Source organism: Nocardia sp. NPDC004415 (assembly GCF_053602435.1).
Genome location: NZ_JBSGDP010000007.1, coordinates 20205 through 37389 on the forward strand (window position 1 = coordinate 20205; position 17185 = coordinate 37389).

Genomic DNA, 17185 nt, shown 5'->3' on the forward strand with positions numbered 1-17185 from the left:
TGCGTATGACGCCATGGTGGGGCGGTGGCCGGTGGTCGCGGAGGGGGAGGTGGTCGTCGGCGGGGCGGATGCTCGCGCAGGGCATGACCATGCTCACCGTGGACGTCGGCGTCGGCCCGGACGGCACGCTACGCCTCGTCGAGCTCGGCGGCGTGAACAGCTGGGGTATCTACGGCTCGGATGTCACCGAATTCATCGCCGCGATGGAGGCCGAGGCTCGCGCTCGCGCGGAGGCGGGATGAGCCAGCGCGCGACAACCGTCGGGGATCAGCAGTAGTAGCAGATCTTGTTGGCGGGGAGTTCCACGTGGCAGGTCAGGCAGACCGGCTTGCGGACGGGTTCGGGTTTGGGGATGGTGACGCTGCGGCGGGAGGTGGCGGTGCGCTTGGCTTCGGCGGCCTCGGCGGCTTCGGTGGCGGCCAGGTCCTGGGAGGTGCGCTGTCGGACGGCGGCGACCTTCGGGGGGAGGGTGGGCAGGCCGCCGTCGGCGGGGAGGTCGGTGGCGTAGTGCTGGTAGCACTGCCAGCGGGCGGCGGCGGCGTGCATCTCGAGGTCGTCGGGGATGGGCAGGCCCGCGAGTTCGAGGATGTAGCGGTAGCCGGTGCCGACGGTCTGGTTGCGGCGCACGCACAGGGCGCTCAGCGGCGGTTCGTTGTTCTTGTGACAGTGCTCGGCGACGCGGTCGAGCACGACGGGCAGCCAGTGCTGCCACTTCACCTGGGTGCGGATCCCGGACTCTTCCTGGACCAGTTCCGCGAGCTCGGTGTTGACGATGAAGTTGTTGAAGCGGGTCGCGGTCGCGGCGAGCACCTCGTGTGCCGCGCGCGTCCATGCCGACCGTGCCTCGGTGAACGTCACGGCGCTGCCGTCAGCCGCGCGCCAAGTGGTCGGAATGGAACCCTGCTGCACATCGATCACCGGAATACGTTATCTACCCGGGTTTTTCGCGCTGCAATCGGGGGTATGTGTGCCAGCTCACGATGGCATGTTTCATCCCGACTGGCCGGTATGATGCCGAGCCGGATCACCGTGTGGGCCGGAGCACGCCGGTGTCAGAGATCGCCGGAATCGTCGCGGTGCTGCTTGCCGAGGCGCCAGAGGAACTCCGGGTCGTCATCGGGGCCGAGCACCTGGCGGCGGGTGGAGCCGGGATGGGGCTTCTCGGGGCCGAACGCCTTCCAGCACAGCACCGCCACGGCCACGATCGCGATGAGTGCCAACAGGTACGTCACGTCGCTCACCTCCTGCTATCGAGGGTAGCCGTGTCCGCGCCGTGTGCACATCCGCAACGGAAGGGAAATATCCGGCAAACGCGAGCCCGGGACAGGCTCGCGCCGCCGGTGTGGGGTCAGCGCGGGGCTGCCTCGGTGGTGAGCGACCTGAGCAACTGCAACACTTCGGACTCGCGGAAGCGGCGATGTCCGCCCGGCGTGCGCAGCGAACCGAGCCTGCCCGCATGAGCCCACCGTGTGACGGTCTTCGGGTCTACGTGGAACATGGCGGCCACTTGGCCTGGTGTCAGCAGAGTGTCCTGGCCGCCGACGGTGATCGCAGTCATAGCTAACCTCTCCGTTCTCGACAGTTCCCTCATCAGATGGCGTCATCGTCGCACTGCGACCCCCACCTAGTCGAACCACCTACTGTTGGTAAAGGGGAAGTAATAGACAAAAGCCGCGAACGGGGCTGCGCCGAGCGGTCCGGCCGCGGGGTTAGGCTGTTGGCGTGAGTGAAGCAACCGGTCAGCAAGGTTCGGGCGCGGGAAAGCGGCTTTTCCGCAATCTGGCCCTCTACACGCTGGCCCGCCTCGGCCTGGTGGTGGTGATCGCCGCGCTCATTATCGGCGTCGCCGCGCTGATCGGGGTCGATATCCCGATCATCGTCGCCGCGCTGTTCGCGCTGCTGGTCGCGATGCCGCTCTCGCTCACCCTGTTCAAGTCGCTGCGGACCAAGGTCAACGCCGACATCGCGATCGTCGACGAGCGCCGTCGGCAGGACAAGGCGCAACTGCGGGCCCGCTTGCGGGGTGACGACGACGGGTCGGCCGCGTGAAGGTCGTCGACCACAGCGCCCCGCGGGCCTGGGTCGATAACGCCGTCCGGCTGATCGACGCCGATGCCCAGCGCTCGGCCGACACCCATCTGCTGCGCTACCCGCTGCCCGCCGACTGGCCGGTGCAGCTCTACCTCAAGGACGAGTCGACCCACATCACCGGCAGCCTCAAGCACCGGCTGGCGCGCTCGCTGTTCCTCTACGCCATCTGCAACGGCTGGGTGAGCGAGGGGACCACGGTGGTCGAGGCGTCGTCGGGGTCGACGGCGGTCAGTGAGGCGTATTTCGCCAAGCTGCTCGGGCTGGACTTCGTGGCGGTGATGCCCGCGTCGACCTCGCCGCAGAAGATCGCGCTGATCGAGGCCCAGGGTGGGCGCTGTCATTTCGTGCAGCGGCCGCCGGAGATGTACACCGAGGCCAAGCGGCTGGCCGAGGAGTCCGGCGGGCATTTCATGGACCAGTTCACCCACGCCGAGCGGGCCACCGACTGGCGCGGCAACAACAACATCGCCGAATCCATCTTCGAGCAGCTGGCGCTGGAGACGCATCCGGTGCCGGAGTGGATCGTGGTCGGCGCGGGCACCGGCGGCACCAGTGCCACCATCGGGCGCTACCTGCGCTATCGCAGGCACGCGACCAAGCTGGCCGTGGTCGATCCGGAGCACTCGGCCTTCTTCGGCGGGTACGAGACCGGTGACGCCGGGTACGAGACGGGCATGCCGTCTCGGATCGAGGGCATCGGCAGGCCGCGGGTGGAACCGTCGTTCATCGGCCAGGTGGTCGACCGGATGATCCTGGTGCCCGACGCGGCCTCGATCGCCACCGCGCGCCACGCCAGCGCCACGTTGGGGCGCCGGGTCGGCGGCTCGACCGGCACGAATCTGTGGGGCGCCTTCGCCCTGATCGCCGACCTGCTGGCCGAGGGCCGCAGCGGCAGCGTGGTGACGTTGCTGTGCGACGGTGGCGACCGCTACGCCGGAACCTACTTCGACGACGCCTGGGTGGCCGGTCAGGGGCTGGATCTCGCCGGCCCGACCGCGATCCTCGACGAGTTCACCGCCACCGGCCGCTGGAACGGCTGACTTCTCCCGCCCGACTCGTTCGCTCTCGGCGATGTCAATTTTCGTTGACATCGCCAGTATCGTCAATCAAAATTGACACCATGACGGACGCAACAACCCTCGCCGCCGCGGCCGGAAATCCCGATCCCGCGGTCGGCCTGCGCGCGGTCCTCGCCCTGCGCAGGCTGGCCGACCGGCTCGAGACCATCCAGGTGGCCAATGCCAGAGCCAACGGCTGGTCCTGGCAGGCCATCGCCGAGGCACTCGAGGTGAGCAAGCAGGCCGTGCATCAGAAACACAACCGGAGAGGCGGAACCCGCTGATGTTCGAGAGATTCAGCAAGCACGCCCGGGTGGCCGTGGTGGTGGCCCAGGAGGACGCGAAGGAACTCGGGGCCTCCCGGATCAGGCCGGAGCACCTGCTGCTCGGCGTGCTCACCCACGCCGAACCCGACCTGGCCGCGGTCCTCACCGCCCGCGACATCACCGCCGACGGCGTGCGCGCCGCGCTGGCCGCCCGGTCGGACGAGACGCCGCTGGGCGCCGACGACGCCGAGGCGCTGCGCTCGATCGGGATCGACCTCGACGCCGTGCAGGCCAGCGTCGCAGAGAACTTCGGCCCCGACGCCTGGGACCGCGCCGAACCCGAACCCCGGCGCGGCGTCCTGGGCCGGTTGCTCGGGGGCGGCAACTGGGGGCACATCCCGTTCACCACCGAGGCCAAGAAGTCGCTGGAACTGTCACTGCGCGAGGCGATTCACCACCGCGACCGCGAAATCCGCACGCCCCACCTGGTGCTGGGCATCCTGCGCGCGGGCGAACCGGCCACCACCGCGCTGCTCGGCGGTCCCGAGACGGTGACCGCGCTGCGCGCCGACATCCGCGCGATGCTCGACCGCGCGGCCTGAATTCGGCGCCGGGTTCGTGTCAGTCCCGCCGCGATGTCCGATTCCGGGCCTAGCATGGCGGGTATGCAGCTAGCAATACGGTTGGTCATCAACGCCGTTGCCATCTGGGCAGCGGCCGCGTGGATCGACAAAATCGATATCTACGTGCCGCCGGACTGGTCCCAGGAGTGGGGCAACTGGGGCAAGGCCCTGGTCATCGTGCTCGTCGCGCTGGTGTTCACGGCCGTCAACGCGGTGATCAAGCCGATCGTGAAACTCCTGTCCCTGCCGTTCGTGATCCTCACCCTCGGGCTGTTCCTGCTGGTGGTCAACGCGGGCATGCTGTGGCTCACCGCCAAGATCACCGAGATCACCGACTACGGCCTGCGTGTCGACGGCTTCTGGGCCGCGCTGTGGGGCGGTGTCATCATCACGCTGGTCAACTGGGTGCTCGGCATCCTGGTGCCCGACGGCGACTAGTCGGTGAAGGTGATCCGCACCGAGATCGGATCGCTGGCCAGGGCGCGGAACGTCGCCGCCGTCAGGCCGGCGAAGGCCGGATTCGAGGCGAAACCGCGGGCCCGGGCGGCCACGTCGTCGCCGGGGCGCAGCTCGGCCACCCCGGTGCGCCAGCGATCGCCCTGGCGCACCCGGACTTTCGGGTCGGCGCCGATATTGGCGGCCCAGCCCGAACGGGTGCCGTGCTGGCTGATCACCCAGGCGCCGGTGTCGTCGAAGGACACCGACACCGGCACCACCCTGGGCTGACCCGACTTGCGGCCGGTGGTCTCCAGCTCGGCGGCCAACGAGGTGCGCACGCCGATGCGGCTCAGCGCGCGCACCGCCGGATTGCCCAGATAGCGGCCGACGGTGCGTTCGATCTGGAACTTGCGGTTCTTCGTGCGCACGGTGGAACTCCTTCTGCTGCGGAACGCGTCCAGGCCGTTGCGCTGGAGCATGGTCGCCGCGGTGAGCCACGGCGTGCGGTGGGGATCGGGGTCCTCGCCCGCGCCGAGGCGGTGCAGCTGGTCGGTGTGCCATTGCAGGTCGAGCGCGCCCTCGAGGGCTTTGATCGAGGCCAGGGCCGTCAGCGCGGCGGGCAGGCGCAGCGAGATCTGGCGCGAGTGCAGCCGGGTGGTGCGCCCGCCCAGCAGCTCGCCCGCCGCGCCGGGATCGAGGGTGCTCGGGCGGCCGAGACCGACCACATCGCATTCGCCCGAGTCGACCGCCGCGTCCATCGCCGTCCTGGTGCGGAATCCGCCGGTGACCGCGAGCGGCACCGCCCCGGCCAGGGCCCGCACCGAGCGGGCGTAGTCGAGGAAATACGCCTCGCGCGCGGCCGTGCTCGCCGAGCGGGTGACCGGCCTGCCCATCATGGCGGGGGATTCGTAACTGCCACCGCTGATCTCGATCAGGTCCAGGCGTTCGGCGGCCAGCAGGCTGATCACCGCGCGGGACTCGTCCTCGGTGAAGCCGCCGCGCTGGAAGTCCGCGGAGTTGAGTTTGATCGCCACCGCGAAGGAATCGGACACCTCGGCGCGGATCGCGCGCACCACCTCGAGCACGAAGCGAGCGCGGCGCTGCGCGTCACCACCCCAGCGGTCGGTGCGCTGGTTGGCCAGCGGCGAGAGGAACTGGGAGACGAGATAGCCGTGCGCGCCGTGGATCTGCACGCCGTCGAAGCCCGCGGCCTCGGCCACGCGCGCGGTGGTGGCGTAGCGGTGCACGAGGTCGGTGATCTCGGTGTCGGTGAGCGCACGGGGCGCGGGGACGCCGGGGATGTCGAGCGCGATGGCCGACGGCGCGACCGGCTGGGTCTTGGAGGCGAGCGGGTTGGCCTGGCGGCCGGGGTGATTGATCTGCATCCAGACCCGGGAGCCGCCCGCCTTGGCGGTCTCGGCCCAGCGGTGCAGGGCGCCGAGATGGCGCTCGTCCTCGACGACGACATTGCCCGGTTCGCCCAGCTGGGTGCGGTCGACCATCACATTGCCGGTGACGATCAGGCCGAAGCCGCCCGTGCCCCAGCGGCGGTAGAGCCGGTCGAGGCGCTCGTCGGGGCCGAAGTCCGCGGTGCCGAGGCCCTCGCTGAGCGCGGCCTTCATCAACCGGTTGGGCAGCACCTGGCCGCAGGGCAGGGCGAGCGGGTCGCTCAGGGCTGTCATCGTCGACTCCTCCGATCGAAGTACACCGATCGGTGTACTCGGCCGACGGTAGTACACCGATCGGTATACTTCAATGGACCGAACGGAAGGACGCCCGATGGCAGCGCGTGACGGACTCGTGCAGAGTGCGATCGACCTGGTACGCCGCTACGGCGTGGCCGGGACCGGTGTCACCCGGCTGCTCGACCACAGCGGGATCTCCCGCCGGACGGTCTACCTGAACTTCCCCGGCGGCAAGTCCGAGCTGATCACCGAGGCTACCCGGGTGGCCGGGTGCGCGATGACCGGGGTGATCGAGACCTTCGGCCGCCGATCCGATCCCGAGGCGAGCATCGCCTCGTTCACCGAGGCGTGGAAGAAGGTCGTGGAATCCAGCGATTTCCTCGCGGGCTGCCCGATCGTGGCCGCGGCGCTGGGACGTTCGGAGGCACCCGACGCGGCCGACGCGGCGGGCGCGGCGTTCGACGACTGGGAGCAGGCGCTGGCCGCCCGGCTGCGGGCCGAACAGGTCGCGCCGGAGACCGCGCTGTCACTGGCGACGACGGTGATCGCGGCCATCGAGGGTGCGGTGGTGATGTCACTGGCCCAGCGCAGTGCGGAGCCGCTGGACCGCACGGGGCGTCATCTGGCCGAGCTGATCCGGGCGCATGTGCCCTCGCAACGGCCGGTCGTCGGGCCCGACAGGCCGCTGTCGACGTCGGCCTGATCGGCTCCGGCGCTGCTGGGGGCCCGCCGATGGCTTCGTCGGCCACGAGCCTGTCCGGGGCGATGTCAGCCCAGGCCGACGGCCAGGGCGCTCAGTGCCGACCAGGCCAGCAGCGCGAGCCCCGAATCGCGGAGGGCCGGGATCAGTTCGAGGCCGTTCTTGCCGGTGCGGACCGGGGCGTTGGCGCGCACGGCCAGCGGGGCGGCCAGCAGGCCGACCAGGGCCCACGGGGTGCGGGCCACCAGGACGACGCTCAGGACGAACGGCACCGCCAGCAGGATCAGGTGCAGCGTGCGGGTGCGGGAGTCACCGAGTTTCACCGCGAGGGTGACCTTCCCGGATTCGGTGTCGGTGGGAATGTCGCGCAGGTTGTTGGCCACCAGGACCGCGCTGGAGAACGCGCCCACACCGACGGCCAGCAGCAGCCCGACCCAGTCGACCCGCAGCGCCTGCACGTACTGGGTGCCCAGCACCGCGATCAGGCCGAAGAACACGAACACCGCGATCTCGCCGAAACCGCTGTAGCCGTAGGGCTTGCTGCCGCCGGTGTAGAACCAGGCGCCGGCCAGGCACAGCGCGCCGATCAGCACCAGCCACCATGCCGTCGTCACCGCCAGGACCAGGCCCGCGACCGCGCCGAGGGCCAGGCTGAGGACGGCGGCGGTGCGGACGGCGGTGGGGGAGGCCAGCTTCGAGCCGACCAGCCGCAGCGGGCCGACGCGCACGTCGTCGGTGCCACGGATGCCGTCGGAGTAGTCGTTGGCGTAGTTCACGCCCACGATCAGGGCCAGCGAAACGACCAGGGCCAGTATCGCTTTCCACCAGACGGCCCCGTCGATCGACGCGGCGGCACCGGTGCCCGCCAGGACCGGCGCGATCGCGTTGGGCAGCGTCCGCGGCCGGGCGCCCTCGATCCATTGCGCTGCTGTAGCCATGGTCCGAAGCCTAGCCGCGTGCCGGAAGCTAGGCCGATTCGGCGAGGGTCTTGAGCCGGGCCAGGCCCTTGTCGAAATCCTTGCCGATCATGTTGTCGATGGGGAACACCTTGCCCAGCACGCCCATCAGGCCGGAGTGGGTGCCGGTCATCGTCCAGGTGACCTCGGTGTTCGCGCCACTGGGTGCGAGGGTGAAGGTGACGAAGTTGGTGGCCTTGAACGGTTTCTCGAAGGTGAGCTCGATGCCGATCTCACGTTCGGCCTCGGCCTTGATCTCCATGGTGCCCGCGCCCGCCTTGCGGTTGCCGCGCCAGGCGTAGCGGGCGCCGACCCCGGACTCGGGCCCGGTGTAGGTGCGGGCCAGTTGCGGGTCGGCGTCTTCCCACGGTGACCAGAGCAGCCACTGGTGGAAGTTGTCGATGTAGCCGTGGATACGTGCCGGTTCGGCGGCGATGCTGGTGCGCCGGATCACCTCGAAGTCGCCCATGGACGTCAGCGTAGGCCGGGGTGGTGACAAATCCGTGTGCGCGCGCCCGCGCGGGTCGGCGGGGCGCCGGTGCGCGGCCTACGATGACCTTCGGCATGTCTGCACAGCACCCCGGTCCGGGAGGGCCGTTTCCCGCCGCCGATGCCGCCGTCGTCGGCGTGCTCGGTGTGATCGCGATCGGTCGCGACGGATCGCTGCGCGCGCTTCCCGGCGCCCGCGCCCGCCTGCTGCTCACCGCGCTCGCGGTGCGGCCGGGCCGGGCCCGCAGCGCGCACGCGCTGGTCGAGGAGGTCTGGGGCGATCAGCCGCCGCGTGCTCCGATGAACGCCCTGCACACCCAGGTCTCGCGGTTGCGGGCACTGCTGCCCGAGGGCGCGCTGGAGATCGGGCCCGCCGGGTACCGGCTGACCCTGCCCGAGGACGACGTCGACCTCACCGCCGCCCAGGCCCTGGCCCGCCGCGCCGACAAGCGACTCGCCGCGGGCGAACTCACCGACTGCCTGGCCGCGGTCGCCCGGGCCCGCGCCCTGTGGCGTGGCGACCCCGGCGCCGACCTGCCCGACTCCGCCCCCGCCGACGACCTGCGCACCGCCGCCGACCACCTGCGCCGCGACCTCGACCGCATCGAACTCGCCGCCCGCACCGCCCAGGGCGACCTCCCCACCGCCATCGCCCTGGCCCGCACCGCCGCCGAAGCCCAACCGTTCGACGAACCCGCCCACACCGCCCTGATCCGCCTGCTCGCCGCCGCGGACCGCACCGCCGACGCGTTGGAGGTCTTCGCCACCTACCGCCTGCGCCTCATCGAAGAACTCGGCGCCGACCCCGGCCCGGCCCTGCTCGCCCTCAACGCCTCGATCCTGCGCGGCGACCCGATCCCGTTGCCTCGCCCCGTCGACTCCGCCGGGACGAGTGACGAAACCATCCGTGCGGACGGCAGTGGCGGGGTCTCCGTGCCGGGCGGCGCCGGGCTCGCGCAGGCGGCTGGTGTCCGATCGGGTTCCCTGCCCACCGCCCTCGGCCTGCGCGCCGCCCCCAACGAATTGCTCGGCCGCGCCGCCGATCTCGACGCCATCGCCGCCATGGTCGGGCACTCGCGGGTGACCACGATCCTCGGGCCGGGCGGGACCGGGAAGACCAGGGTCGCCAACGCGGTCGGCGCCCGGTTGGGCCGCAGCGTGCCGGTGGTGCTGGTCGAATTGGCCTCGGTGCAGGGCGAATCGAGTACGGGCGCCGACGCGCGCGCCGACATCGAGGCCGCGATCGGCTATGTCATGGGGCTGGGTGAGCTCAGCGATTCGGCGCAGTTGCGCACGGGCCACACCGTCGACGCGGGCAGGCGGCTGCGCGAAGCGCTCGACGCGCGGCCGACGCTGCTCATCCTGGACAACTGCGAGCACGTCATCGAGGCGGCCGCCGACCTGGTCGCCGATCTGGTCGGCACGTGCGCGGGGCTCACCGTGCTCACCACCAGCCGTTCGCCCCTCGAGATCACCGCCGAGACCGTCTATCCGCTGGCTCCGCTGGCCATCGACGCGGCCGGTTCGCCCGCGACGGAACTGTTCTCGGCGCGCGCCCGCGCGGTGCGCCCCGATGTCCGCCTCGACCCGGAGACGGTGGCGCGCCTGTGCCGAACGCTGGACGGCCTGCCGCTGGCCATCGAACTCGCCGCGGCCCGGGTGCGCACCATGAGCGTGGCCGAGATCGAGACCCGGCTCGAACACCGTTTCGCCCTGCTGCGCAGCGGCGATCGGTCCGCGCCGCACCGGCATCGCACCCTGCACGCGGTGATCGCGTGGAGCTGGAATCTGCTCGAACCCGATCAGCAGGTGGTGTTGCGCAGGCTGTCCCGGTTCCCGGCCGGGTTCACCCTGTCGGCCGCGGAGGTGGTCGCGGCCGGTGCGGAGGTGCTCGACGTGGCGCTGGCGGTCGACGGGCTGGTGAGCCAGTCGCTGCTCACCGTCCTCGACGACCCCGACAACGGCGGCATCCGCTACCGGATGCTCGAGACCGTCCGCGAATTCGGCGCCGAACAGCTCGCCGCGATCGACGCGGACACCGACGGTGCCGAATCCACGCTGGTCCGCGACCGGATGGCGCGCTGGGCACGGGAATTCGCCGCCGCCGCGATCCGCACCTACCGCGACGGCGATCAGGTGTCGGCGGTCCTCACCGTCGGCGCCGAACTCGACAACCTGATCGTCGTGCTGCGCACCGCCACCGACCGCGCCGACGCGGCCACCGTGTACGGGGTGTTCCCGGTGGTCGCGACGCTGTGGATGATGCGCGGCGCACACCTGGAATTCACCGGCTGGGCGATGCGGGTGATCGCGGTCGCGCCACCGGAACCGGCCACCGGTGAGGCCGCCGACCTGCAGATGGTCACCCACGTGCTGACGCTGATGCACCTGATGTTCCTCGACGGCGGCCAGACCCGGCCGATCATGATCGTCCGGCTGCGCACCCGCCGGCTGGTCGGCCACCCCGGGCTCGACCCGGGGCTGGGCTTCCTCGGCCGGTTGATCAGCGTGCCGCTCGGGGACCTGCGGATCGGCCGGTTGTTCGCCGACTCGGTGCGCTCGACGCATCCGCACGTGCGCGTCGCCGCGCTGATCGCCCGCGCCAACTTCTGGGAGAACCTGGGCAATATGCGCGGTTCGACCCGCGACGCCCTGCGCGCGCTCGACGAACTGGGCGACAGTGAGGTCTGGGGCGCGGCCAATCTCTGTCAGCATCTGGCCCAGCTGTGCGGTCAGTCCGCGCGCTACGCCGAGGCGGTGACCTACTACCGCCGCTCGCTGGCGCTGATGGATCGGCTGCGCATCCATGACGAGATCATGGAGAGCCGCTGCTATCTGGCCGCCGCGCTGATCGGCAACGGCAGGCGTGACGAGGCGCGCGCCGAACTCGACTTCGCCTTGCGGGCCGACGATTCGGGCATCCGTCAGATCGACGACCCGCATATCCGCCGCAACCACCGCATCGCCACCGTGGCCACCGCCGTCGCCGAACTCGAACTGGCCGACGGCGACATCGACGCCGGGCTCGGACACTACCGACGCGCGCTCGAGCTGCTCGGCTGGCCGGATTTCGACGTCACGCCCGGCCCCGGCGGTCTGATGGTGGCCTCAGCCGCGGTCAGCGCGTATGTCCTGCACGGCCGGGCGGCGCAGGCGGGCGACATGGTCGTCAGCGTGGTCGCCGCGACCCGGTGGCGGCTGAACAAGTACTTCGACCTGCCGCAGGTCGGCGCGGTGGGCTGCGCGCTCGGTTCCTATCTGCTGGCCACCGGTACCGACCGCGCCGCGGGGCTCGAACTGCTGGCCCTGGCCGCCACTTCGGTGGCCCGGCAGGACAATCCGTCGATGGAAGTGGCCCGCCACCTCGCCCTGCACCGCGATGCCGTCGGCGCGCACGCGCTGGAGCTGGCCCTGCAGCGGGCCGCGGGGATGCGCCGGACGGCGTCGGCGCACCGCATCGTCGAGCTCGCGGGCACCCTGGCCTGAGACACGGCGACGGCACCCGGAGTGTTCCGGATGCCGTCACCGAAGGCGCGTCAGGCGCGGCGCATGTAGGCCCGCACGGTCAGCGGCGCGAAGATCGCGATCACCACGACCGCGCCGAGCAGCGACCACACCAGGTCACCGCCGAAGCTGTTGGCGTTCATCAGCTCCCGCGCGGCATTGACCATGTAGTACACCGGGTTGACGTGGTTGAGGCCCTGCATCCAGCCCGGCATGGTGCTCACCGGGGCGAAGGCGCCGGACATGAACGTCAGCGGGAACATCACCATCATCGAGATGCCCTGCACCGACGCGGCGCTCTTGCCGGTGACACCGACCAGCGCCCACACCCAGCTGATCGCGAACGAGCACACCACGACCATCAGCACCGCGGCGAGCACGCCGGTGAGCCCGCCCTCGGGCCGGTAGCCCAGGCACAGGCCGACGATGATGGTGAGCGTGGAGGCGATGCCGTAGCGCACCATGTCGGCGATGAGCGCGCCTGCCAGCGCCGAAACCCGGGCGATGGGCAGCGATTTGAAGCGGTCGAACACGCCCTTGTCCATGTCCTCGCGCAGCTGGGTGCCGGTGACGACCGAGGTCAGCACGACGGTCTGCACCAGGATGCCCGGGATGAGCACCGGCAGGTAGCTCGACACACTGCCCGAGATCGCGCCGCCGAAGATGTAGGTGAACAGCGCCGTGAACAGGATCGGCTGCACCGTCACGTCGAAGAGCTGTTCGGGATTGTGCTTGATCTTGAGCAGGCCGCGATAGGCCATGGTGAACGAGGTGGAGACGGTCGCGCGCAGACCCGGACGGTCACTGACCTCGGCGAGGTCGGTGGTGGGGGCGGGCGCCGTGAGAACTGCGGTCATGCCGCGCTCCGTTCGGTGTCGTCGGAATCCTCGGCCGGGTGGCCGGTGATGGTGAGGAAGACCTCGTCGAGGGTGGGCTTGCTGACGGTGATCTCCTCGACGCCGATCTCCCAGTCGCGCAGGCGGATCAGCAGATCGGCGGTGAGATTCGGGTCGGGCAGCGCGGCGGTGAGCCTGCCCGCCTCCGGGCTGATCTGCGCGCTCACGCCCAGGAAGTCGCCGACGATGCGGCGGGCTTCCTCGAGCTGATCGCGGTCGACCAGCGTGAGGTGCACCGAGGAGCCGCCGATCGAGGCCTTGAGCTCGTCGGCGGTGCCGTCGGCGATCACCCGGCCGTGGTCGATCACCGCGATGCGGTCGGCCAGCTGGTCGGCCTCGTCGAGGTACTGGGTGGTGAGCAGCACCGTCGCGCCCTCCCGGACCAGACGCCGGATGGTGTCCCACATCTGGGCGCGGGTGCGCGGGTCAAGGCCGGTGGTCGGCTCGTCGAGGAACAGCAGCGGCGGGGTGGCGATGAGGCTGGCGGCCAGGTCCAGGCGCCTGCGCATGCCGCCGGAGAAGTTCTTCAGCGGCTTGTTCGCGGCCTCGGCCAGGGCGAACTCGTCGAGCAGCTCATCGGCCCTGCGCCGGGCGTCGGCGCGACTCAGGCCGAGCAGCCGGGCGAAGATGATCAGGTTCTCGGTGGCGGTGAGCTCCTCGTCGACCGAGGCGTACTGCCCGGTGACGCCGACCAGCGAACGCACGGCATTGGGCCGCTCGACCACGTCGTGGCCGAAGATCCGGGCGCTGCCGCCGTCGGGCCGCAGCAGCGTGGCCAGCATCTTGATGGTGGTGGTCTTGCCCGCGCCGTTGGGTCCGAGCACGCCGTAGACCGAGCCGCGCGGCACGGCCAGGCTCACCCCGTCGACGGCGCGCTGCTTGCCGAACACCTTGACCAAGCCGTCGGCCTCGACGGCGAGCGCGGAAGTGGGTGTGTAAGTCATGCGATCTACGGTGCCCACCGGGCCTTGCGTGGCTCTTGCACCGGCATGTCACCGCCCATGCAAGAGCCGCGGCGGTCAGCGCGCGGAGTCGGCCTGCAGGTGCGCGCGCAGGGCGGCCCGGTCGGGTTTGCCCGGTCCGCGCAGCGGGATCTCGTCGAGAACCGCCAGCTCACGAGGGGCGGCGATGGAATCCAGCTCGGCGACGACGTGCGCGCGCAACTCGTCCAGCGTCGGCGCGGCCCCCGGCGCGGGCACCACCGCCACCGCCACCCGCTGACCCAGCCGCTCGTCGGGCAGACCGAGCACGATGCACTCGCGGATTCCCGGATGCGTGGCCAGCACGGCCTCCACCACCTGCGGGATCACCAGCAGACCGCCGGTCATGATCGCCTCGTCGAGCCGTCCGGAGATGGTCAGCACGCCGTCGGTGAAGGTGCCCGCGTCCTCGGTGCGGAACCAGCCGGGTTCGGCGAAGGCCGGATGATCGGGCAGATTGCGGTACCCGCGCGCGACCATCGCCCCGCCGAGGACCACCCGCCCGTCCTCGATCCGGATCAGCGTGCCGTCCAGCGGCACGCCCTCGTAGACGCACCCACCGCAGGTCTCGCTCATGCCGTAGGTCCGCACCACATTGATGCCCAGGTCGCGGGCCCGGTCGTAGACGGGCAGCGGCGTGGCCGCCCCGCCGACCAGCACGGCGTCCAGCTCGGCCAGCGCCTTGGCCGCCACCGGCGAATCCAGCGACTTGATCAGCTGCGTCGGCACCAGCGCGGTGTAGCGGCGCGGCCCGCGCATGGCGGCGACCGCCCCGGCCAGCGCCTCGGGCAGGAAACCACCCGACACGTCCAGCACGGTCGGTTCGGTCCCGGCCAGGATGCTGCGCAGCATCACCTGGATACCGGCGATGTGATGGGTGGGCAGCGCCAGCAGCCAGCTGCCCGGCCCGCCCAGCCGCTCGTGGGTGGCGTTGCCGCTGGCGCGCAGGGCTTCGGCGCCCAGCAGCGCGCCCTTGGGGATGCCGGTGGTGCCCGAGGTCGTCACCACCAGGGCGACGTCGTCGTCGATCGGATCGCCGGGCTTGAGCGCGTCGGAGAGCCTGCGCGCCTCGCGGCGATCGGTGGTGGGAATCGGCAGCCAGGCCGGGCCGCTGCCGTCGAGCGCCTGCCGCAGGTGGGGAAGCACTTCGCCGACACCGGAACCGGTCGGCATCTGCAGCGTCCGCAGCGTTCTGCTCACGCCTTCACCTCCGGATACAGCTTGCTGCGCGCCCTCACGGCTTCGATCGTGTCATGCGACCGACAAGACCCGGCCAACGGGTCTGTTTGCGCTTGCTCGCAGCTATCGTGCGCGGCCCGACCGTGATCGGCAACTCGGCCGGGCCCCGGCGAACTCACTCCGGGGGCCGACGCGGATCGCGCCGGATCGGATGCTCGGCCGGAACCTCGACCAGGACCAGCGGCACCCCGTCGGGATCACGCACCCACATCTCCCACAGACCCCATGGTTCGAGCGCCGGTGCGCGCTCGATCGCGATTCCCTTCAGCGCCAATTCCGCCGCAGCGTCGGCGATGTCGCGCACCTGCAACCAGATCGCGCCCGCGAAACTTCCCGGCGCGCCGTCGCTACCGTGCCCGGCGACCTCGATCAGCGACTGCCCGGCGAAGAACACCGTGCCGCCCGGATACTCCCTGGCCACGGCCAGTCCGAGCCCGTCCCGGTAGAACTCCAGCGTGCGCGCGTAATCGCTGGGCCGCACGATGATCCGGCTGTTGAGAATCTCCATGGGGTCCGCCTGTCTCGTGACGTGTCAGAAGTACCAGGGGTAAGGGGTCCAGTCCGGGTCGCGCTTCTCCAGGAACGAGTCGCGGCCCTCCACGGCCTCGTCGGTCATGTACGCCAGCCTGGTCGCCTCACCGGCGAAGAGCTGCTGGCCGACCAGGCCGTCGTCGAGCAGGTTGAACGCGTACTTCAGCATGCGCTGGGCCTGTGGCGATTTGCCGTTGATGTCGGCGGTCCACTCCAGCGCGACGTTCTCCAGCTCGTCGTGGTCGACGACCTTGTTCACCGCGCCCATCTGATGCATCTCCTCGGCCGTGTACGGCCTGCCGAGGAAGAAGATCTCGCGGGCGAACTTCTGGCCGACCATCTTGGCCAGGTAGGCGCTGCCGTAGCCACCGTCGAAGGAGCCCACGTCGGCGTCGGTCTGCTTGAACCGCGCGTGCTCGCGCGAGGCCAGCGTCAGGTCGCACACCACGTGCAGGCTGTGACCGCCACCGGCGGCCCAGCCGTTGACCAGCGCGATCACGACCTTGGGCATGAAGCGGATCAGCCGCTGCACCTCGAGGATGTGTAACCGGCCCGCGCGCGCGGGGTCGACGGTGTCGGCGGTCTCGCCCTCGGCGTACCGGTAGCCGTTGCGGCCGCGGATGCGCTGGTCGCCACCGGAGCAGAAGGCCCAGCCGCCGTCCTTGGGGCTCGGTCCGTTGCCGGTGAGCAGCACCGCGCCCACATCCGAGGACATGCGCGCGTGGTCGAGCGCGCGGTAGAGCTCGTCGACGGTGTGCGGGCGGAACGCGTTGCGCACCTCGGGCCGGTCGAACGCCACCCGCACCGTGCCCTGCTCGATATGTCGGTGATAGGTGATGTCGGTCAGGTCCTCGAACCCGGGGACGGGCCGCCACAGCTTCGGATCGAAAGTCACGACCCCGATTATTGCCCTACCGCCGCGCGAGGTGGTACATGGTCGTGACACCGCAGGTGGAGCGGTCGCGCGGTGCCGGACCGACCCGGTGCGTATAGTTGCGGCTGCTCGTTCAACGAACCGATCCGGAGGAACCTGAAAGTGGTTGCAGCACTGTCTGAATCCCTGCTCGACGACACCAAGCGTCCGGCTTTCCTTGCTGACGCCGTCGAGGTTCTCGACGCCGAGGTCTCGGACAAAGGTGGTGCGTCCGGCCTGGCCGTGAAGGGTGGCTACGCGGCGGTCAAGAAGATCAGCCCGTCCATCGTTCCGGATGCCCTCGCATCGCTGGCGCCCAAGCTGCTCGATCAGCTCCAGCCGTACTGGGCCGAATTCACCGCGTCCGGCACCGGCACCTTCGCCGACCTGCTGACCGCGAAGTCGGACGAGGTCGCCGAGGCGCTGCTGGCCGTCACCGACGCCCGGGCCGACGCCTCCTCGCGTCCGGCTCTGCAGAAGGTGTACTCGTCGATGCGTGGCTCCGCCAAGAAGCACGTCGTCGAGGCGCTGCCGCGGGTTGCCGACCTGGTGCAGAAGCACGCGGGCTGAGCAAGGGGCGGGGCAGCCCCCGCCGTGATCGTCAGTGAAAGGCCGGTGCGGCCGCCGGGGACAACCGGGGCGCACCGGCCTTTCGCGTCTCCGGGTGACCACACTCACGTAACGCCCGACGGGGAGTCGCGGGCCACATCTTTTTCCGGTCAGCGGTAAATTCCGATCGGGAAAATGTGAGACGGACAACGGTCCGGGTGAACGGCAGGAAAAGCGGAAGTAGCCGGAAATCCGGCCGTCGCCGCG

The 17185-nt window shown here is 70.6% G+C and carries 20 protein-coding genes; 9 read left to right on the forward strand and 11 right to left on the reverse strand.

Going from position 1 to position 17185, the window contains the following annotated elements; genetic code table 11:
- Window positions 1-68: 68 nt before the first annotated feature.
- Window positions 69-242, forward strand: a complete 174-nt coding sequence (locus tag ACWEMY_RS05175) for a hypothetical protein (protein ID WP_452388972.1) — start codon at window positions 69-71, stop codon at window positions 240-242.
- Between the two features lie 25 nt (window positions 243-267).
- On the opposite strand, the gene ACWEMY_RS05180 is transcribed toward ACWEMY_RS05175, so the two are convergent.
- The 3 genes from ACWEMY_RS05180 to ACWEMY_RS05190 all read right to left on the reverse strand — a co-directional run bounded on the left by ACWEMY_RS05180 (window position 268) and on the right by ACWEMY_RS05190 (window position 1558).
- Window positions 268-918 (reverse strand): hypothetical protein, encoded by a 651-nt coding sequence (locus ACWEMY_RS05180; RefSeq protein ID WP_452388973.1) that lies wholly within the window; start codon window positions 916-918, stop codon window positions 268-270.
- 134 nt (window positions 919-1052) lie between these two features.
- Window positions 1053-1232 carry a hypothetical protein gene (locus ACWEMY_RS05185; RefSeq protein WP_375930303.1) on the reverse strand — a complete coding sequence of 60 codons (180 nt, stop codon included), beginning with the start codon at window positions 1230-1232 and terminating at the stop codon, window positions 1053-1055.
- 116 nt (window positions 1233-1348) lie between these two features.
- Complete coding sequence (locus ACWEMY_RS05190; RefSeq protein ID WP_278261525.1) at window positions 1349-1558, reverse strand: BldC family transcriptional regulator; 210 nt, start codon at window positions 1556-1558, stop codon at window positions 1349-1351.
- Window positions 1559-1722: 164 nt separating this feature from the next.
- Here ACWEMY_RS05190 and ACWEMY_RS05195 point away from each other — a divergent pair, with 164 nt between their 5' ends.
- From ACWEMY_RS05195 to ACWEMY_RS05215, 5 genes are all read left to right on the forward strand, one after another.
- Window positions 1723-2049: a DUF4229 domain-containing protein gene (locus ACWEMY_RS05195; protein WP_375930299.1), complete on the forward strand. Its 327-nt coding sequence runs from the start codon at window positions 1723-1725 to the stop codon at window positions 2047-2049.
- Window positions 2046-3131: a PLP-dependent cysteine synthase family protein gene (locus tag ACWEMY_RS05200; protein WP_452388974.1), complete on the forward strand. Its 1086-nt coding sequence runs from the start codon at window positions 2046-2048 to the stop codon at window positions 3129-3131. The genes ACWEMY_RS05195 and ACWEMY_RS05200 overlap by 4 nt, the downstream gene beginning before the upstream one ends.
- A gap of 80 nt (window positions 3132-3211) precedes the next feature.
- Window positions 3212-3433, forward strand: coding sequence for a helix-turn-helix domain-containing protein (locus ACWEMY_RS05205; RefSeq protein ID WP_375930293.1), 222 nt, complete (start codon window positions 3212-3214; stop codon window positions 3431-3433).
- A complete protein-coding gene (locus ACWEMY_RS05210) occupies window positions 3433-4017 on the forward strand; it encodes a Clp protease N-terminal domain-containing protein (RefSeq protein WP_452388975.1) in 585 nt (194 codons plus the stop codon). Before ACWEMY_RS05205 ends, ACWEMY_RS05210 begins: the two co-directional genes overlap by 1 nt.
- Before the next feature lie 63 nt (window positions 4018-4080).
- The gene (locus tag ACWEMY_RS05215; protein ID WP_278261520.1) at window positions 4081-4476 is read left to right on the forward strand and encodes a phage holin family protein; all 396 of its coding nucleotides are present in this window, start codon (window positions 4081-4083) and stop codon (window positions 4474-4476) included.
- On the opposite strand, the gene ACWEMY_RS05220 is transcribed toward ACWEMY_RS05215, so the two are convergent.
- A complete protein-coding gene (locus tag ACWEMY_RS05220; RefSeq protein WP_452388976.1) occupies window positions 4473-6158 on the reverse strand; it encodes a nitroreductase family deazaflavin-dependent oxidoreductase in 1686 nt (561 codons plus the stop codon). The genes ACWEMY_RS05215 and ACWEMY_RS05220 overlap by 4 nt on opposite strands.
- A 97-nt stretch (window positions 6159-6255) precedes the next feature.
- Here ACWEMY_RS05220 and ACWEMY_RS05225 point away from each other — a divergent pair, with 97 nt between their 5' ends.
- A complete protein-coding gene (locus tag ACWEMY_RS05225; RefSeq protein ID WP_452388977.1) occupies window positions 6256-6864 on the forward strand; it encodes a TetR/AcrR family transcriptional regulator in 609 nt (202 codons plus the stop codon).
- A 65-nt stretch (window positions 6865-6929) separates the two neighbouring features.
- Here the strand turns inward: ACWEMY_RS05225 and ACWEMY_RS05230 are convergent, their stop codons facing one another.
- Both ACWEMY_RS05230 and ACWEMY_RS05235 read right to left on the reverse strand, forming a co-directional pair.
- Window positions 6930-7799 carry a 1,4-dihydroxy-2-naphthoate polyprenyltransferase gene (locus tag ACWEMY_RS05230; RefSeq protein ID WP_452388978.1) on the reverse strand — a complete coding sequence of 290 codons (870 nt, stop codon included), beginning with the start codon at window positions 7797-7799 and terminating at the stop codon, window positions 6930-6932.
- A gap of 28 nt (window positions 7800-7827) precedes the next feature.
- Entirely contained in the window at window positions 7828-8286 is a 459-nt protein-coding gene (locus tag ACWEMY_RS05235) for an SRPBCC family protein (RefSeq protein WP_452388979.1), read from the reverse strand.
- A 95-nt stretch (window positions 8287-8381) separates the two neighbouring features.
- On the opposite strand from ACWEMY_RS05235, the gene ACWEMY_RS05240 reads away from it, so the two are divergent.
- Window positions 8382-11792, forward strand: coding sequence for an AfsR/SARP family transcriptional regulator (locus ACWEMY_RS05240; protein ID WP_452388980.1), 3411 nt, complete (start codon window positions 8382-8384; stop codon window positions 11790-11792).
- A 50-nt stretch (window positions 11793-11842) separates the two neighbouring features.
- Here the strand turns inward: ACWEMY_RS05240 and ACWEMY_RS05245 are convergent, their stop codons facing one another.
- The 5 genes from ACWEMY_RS05245 to ACWEMY_RS05265 all read right to left on the reverse strand — a co-directional run bounded on the left by ACWEMY_RS05245 (window position 11843) and on the right by ACWEMY_RS05265 (window position 16351).
- Window positions 11843-12667, reverse strand: coding sequence for an ABC transporter permease (locus tag ACWEMY_RS05245; protein WP_375930271.1), 825 nt, complete (start codon window positions 12665-12667; stop codon window positions 11843-11845).
- Entirely contained in the window at window positions 12664-13650 is a 987-nt protein-coding gene (locus ACWEMY_RS05250; RefSeq protein ID WP_375930268.1) for an ATP-binding cassette domain-containing protein, read from the reverse strand. The genes ACWEMY_RS05245 and ACWEMY_RS05250 overlap by 4 nt, the downstream gene beginning before the upstream one ends.
- Before the next feature lie 75 nt (window positions 13651-13725).
- Window positions 13726-14859, reverse strand: a complete 1134-nt coding sequence (gene menE / locus ACWEMY_RS05255; RefSeq protein WP_375935496.1) for an o-succinylbenzoate--CoA ligase — start codon at window positions 14857-14859, stop codon at window positions 13726-13728.
- A 181-nt stretch (window positions 14860-15040) separates the two neighbouring features.
- Window positions 15041-15433 carry a VOC family protein gene (locus ACWEMY_RS05260; protein WP_452388981.1) on the reverse strand — a complete coding sequence of 131 codons (393 nt, stop codon included), beginning with the start codon at window positions 15431-15433 and terminating at the stop codon, window positions 15041-15043.
- A 24-nt stretch (window positions 15434-15457) separates the two neighbouring features.
- Entirely contained in the window at window positions 15458-16351 is an 894-nt protein-coding gene (locus ACWEMY_RS05265) for a 1,4-dihydroxy-2-naphthoyl-CoA synthase (protein WP_375930262.1), read from the reverse strand.
- Between the two features lie 141 nt (window positions 16352-16492).
- Between ACWEMY_RS05265 and ACWEMY_RS05270 the strand changes: the two genes are divergently transcribed.
- The gene (locus ACWEMY_RS05270; protein WP_375930259.1) at window positions 16493-16939 is read left to right on the forward strand and encodes a DUF6918 family protein; all 447 of its coding nucleotides are present in this window, start codon (window positions 16493-16495) and stop codon (window positions 16937-16939) included.
- Window positions 16940-17185 lie beyond the last annotated feature (246 nt).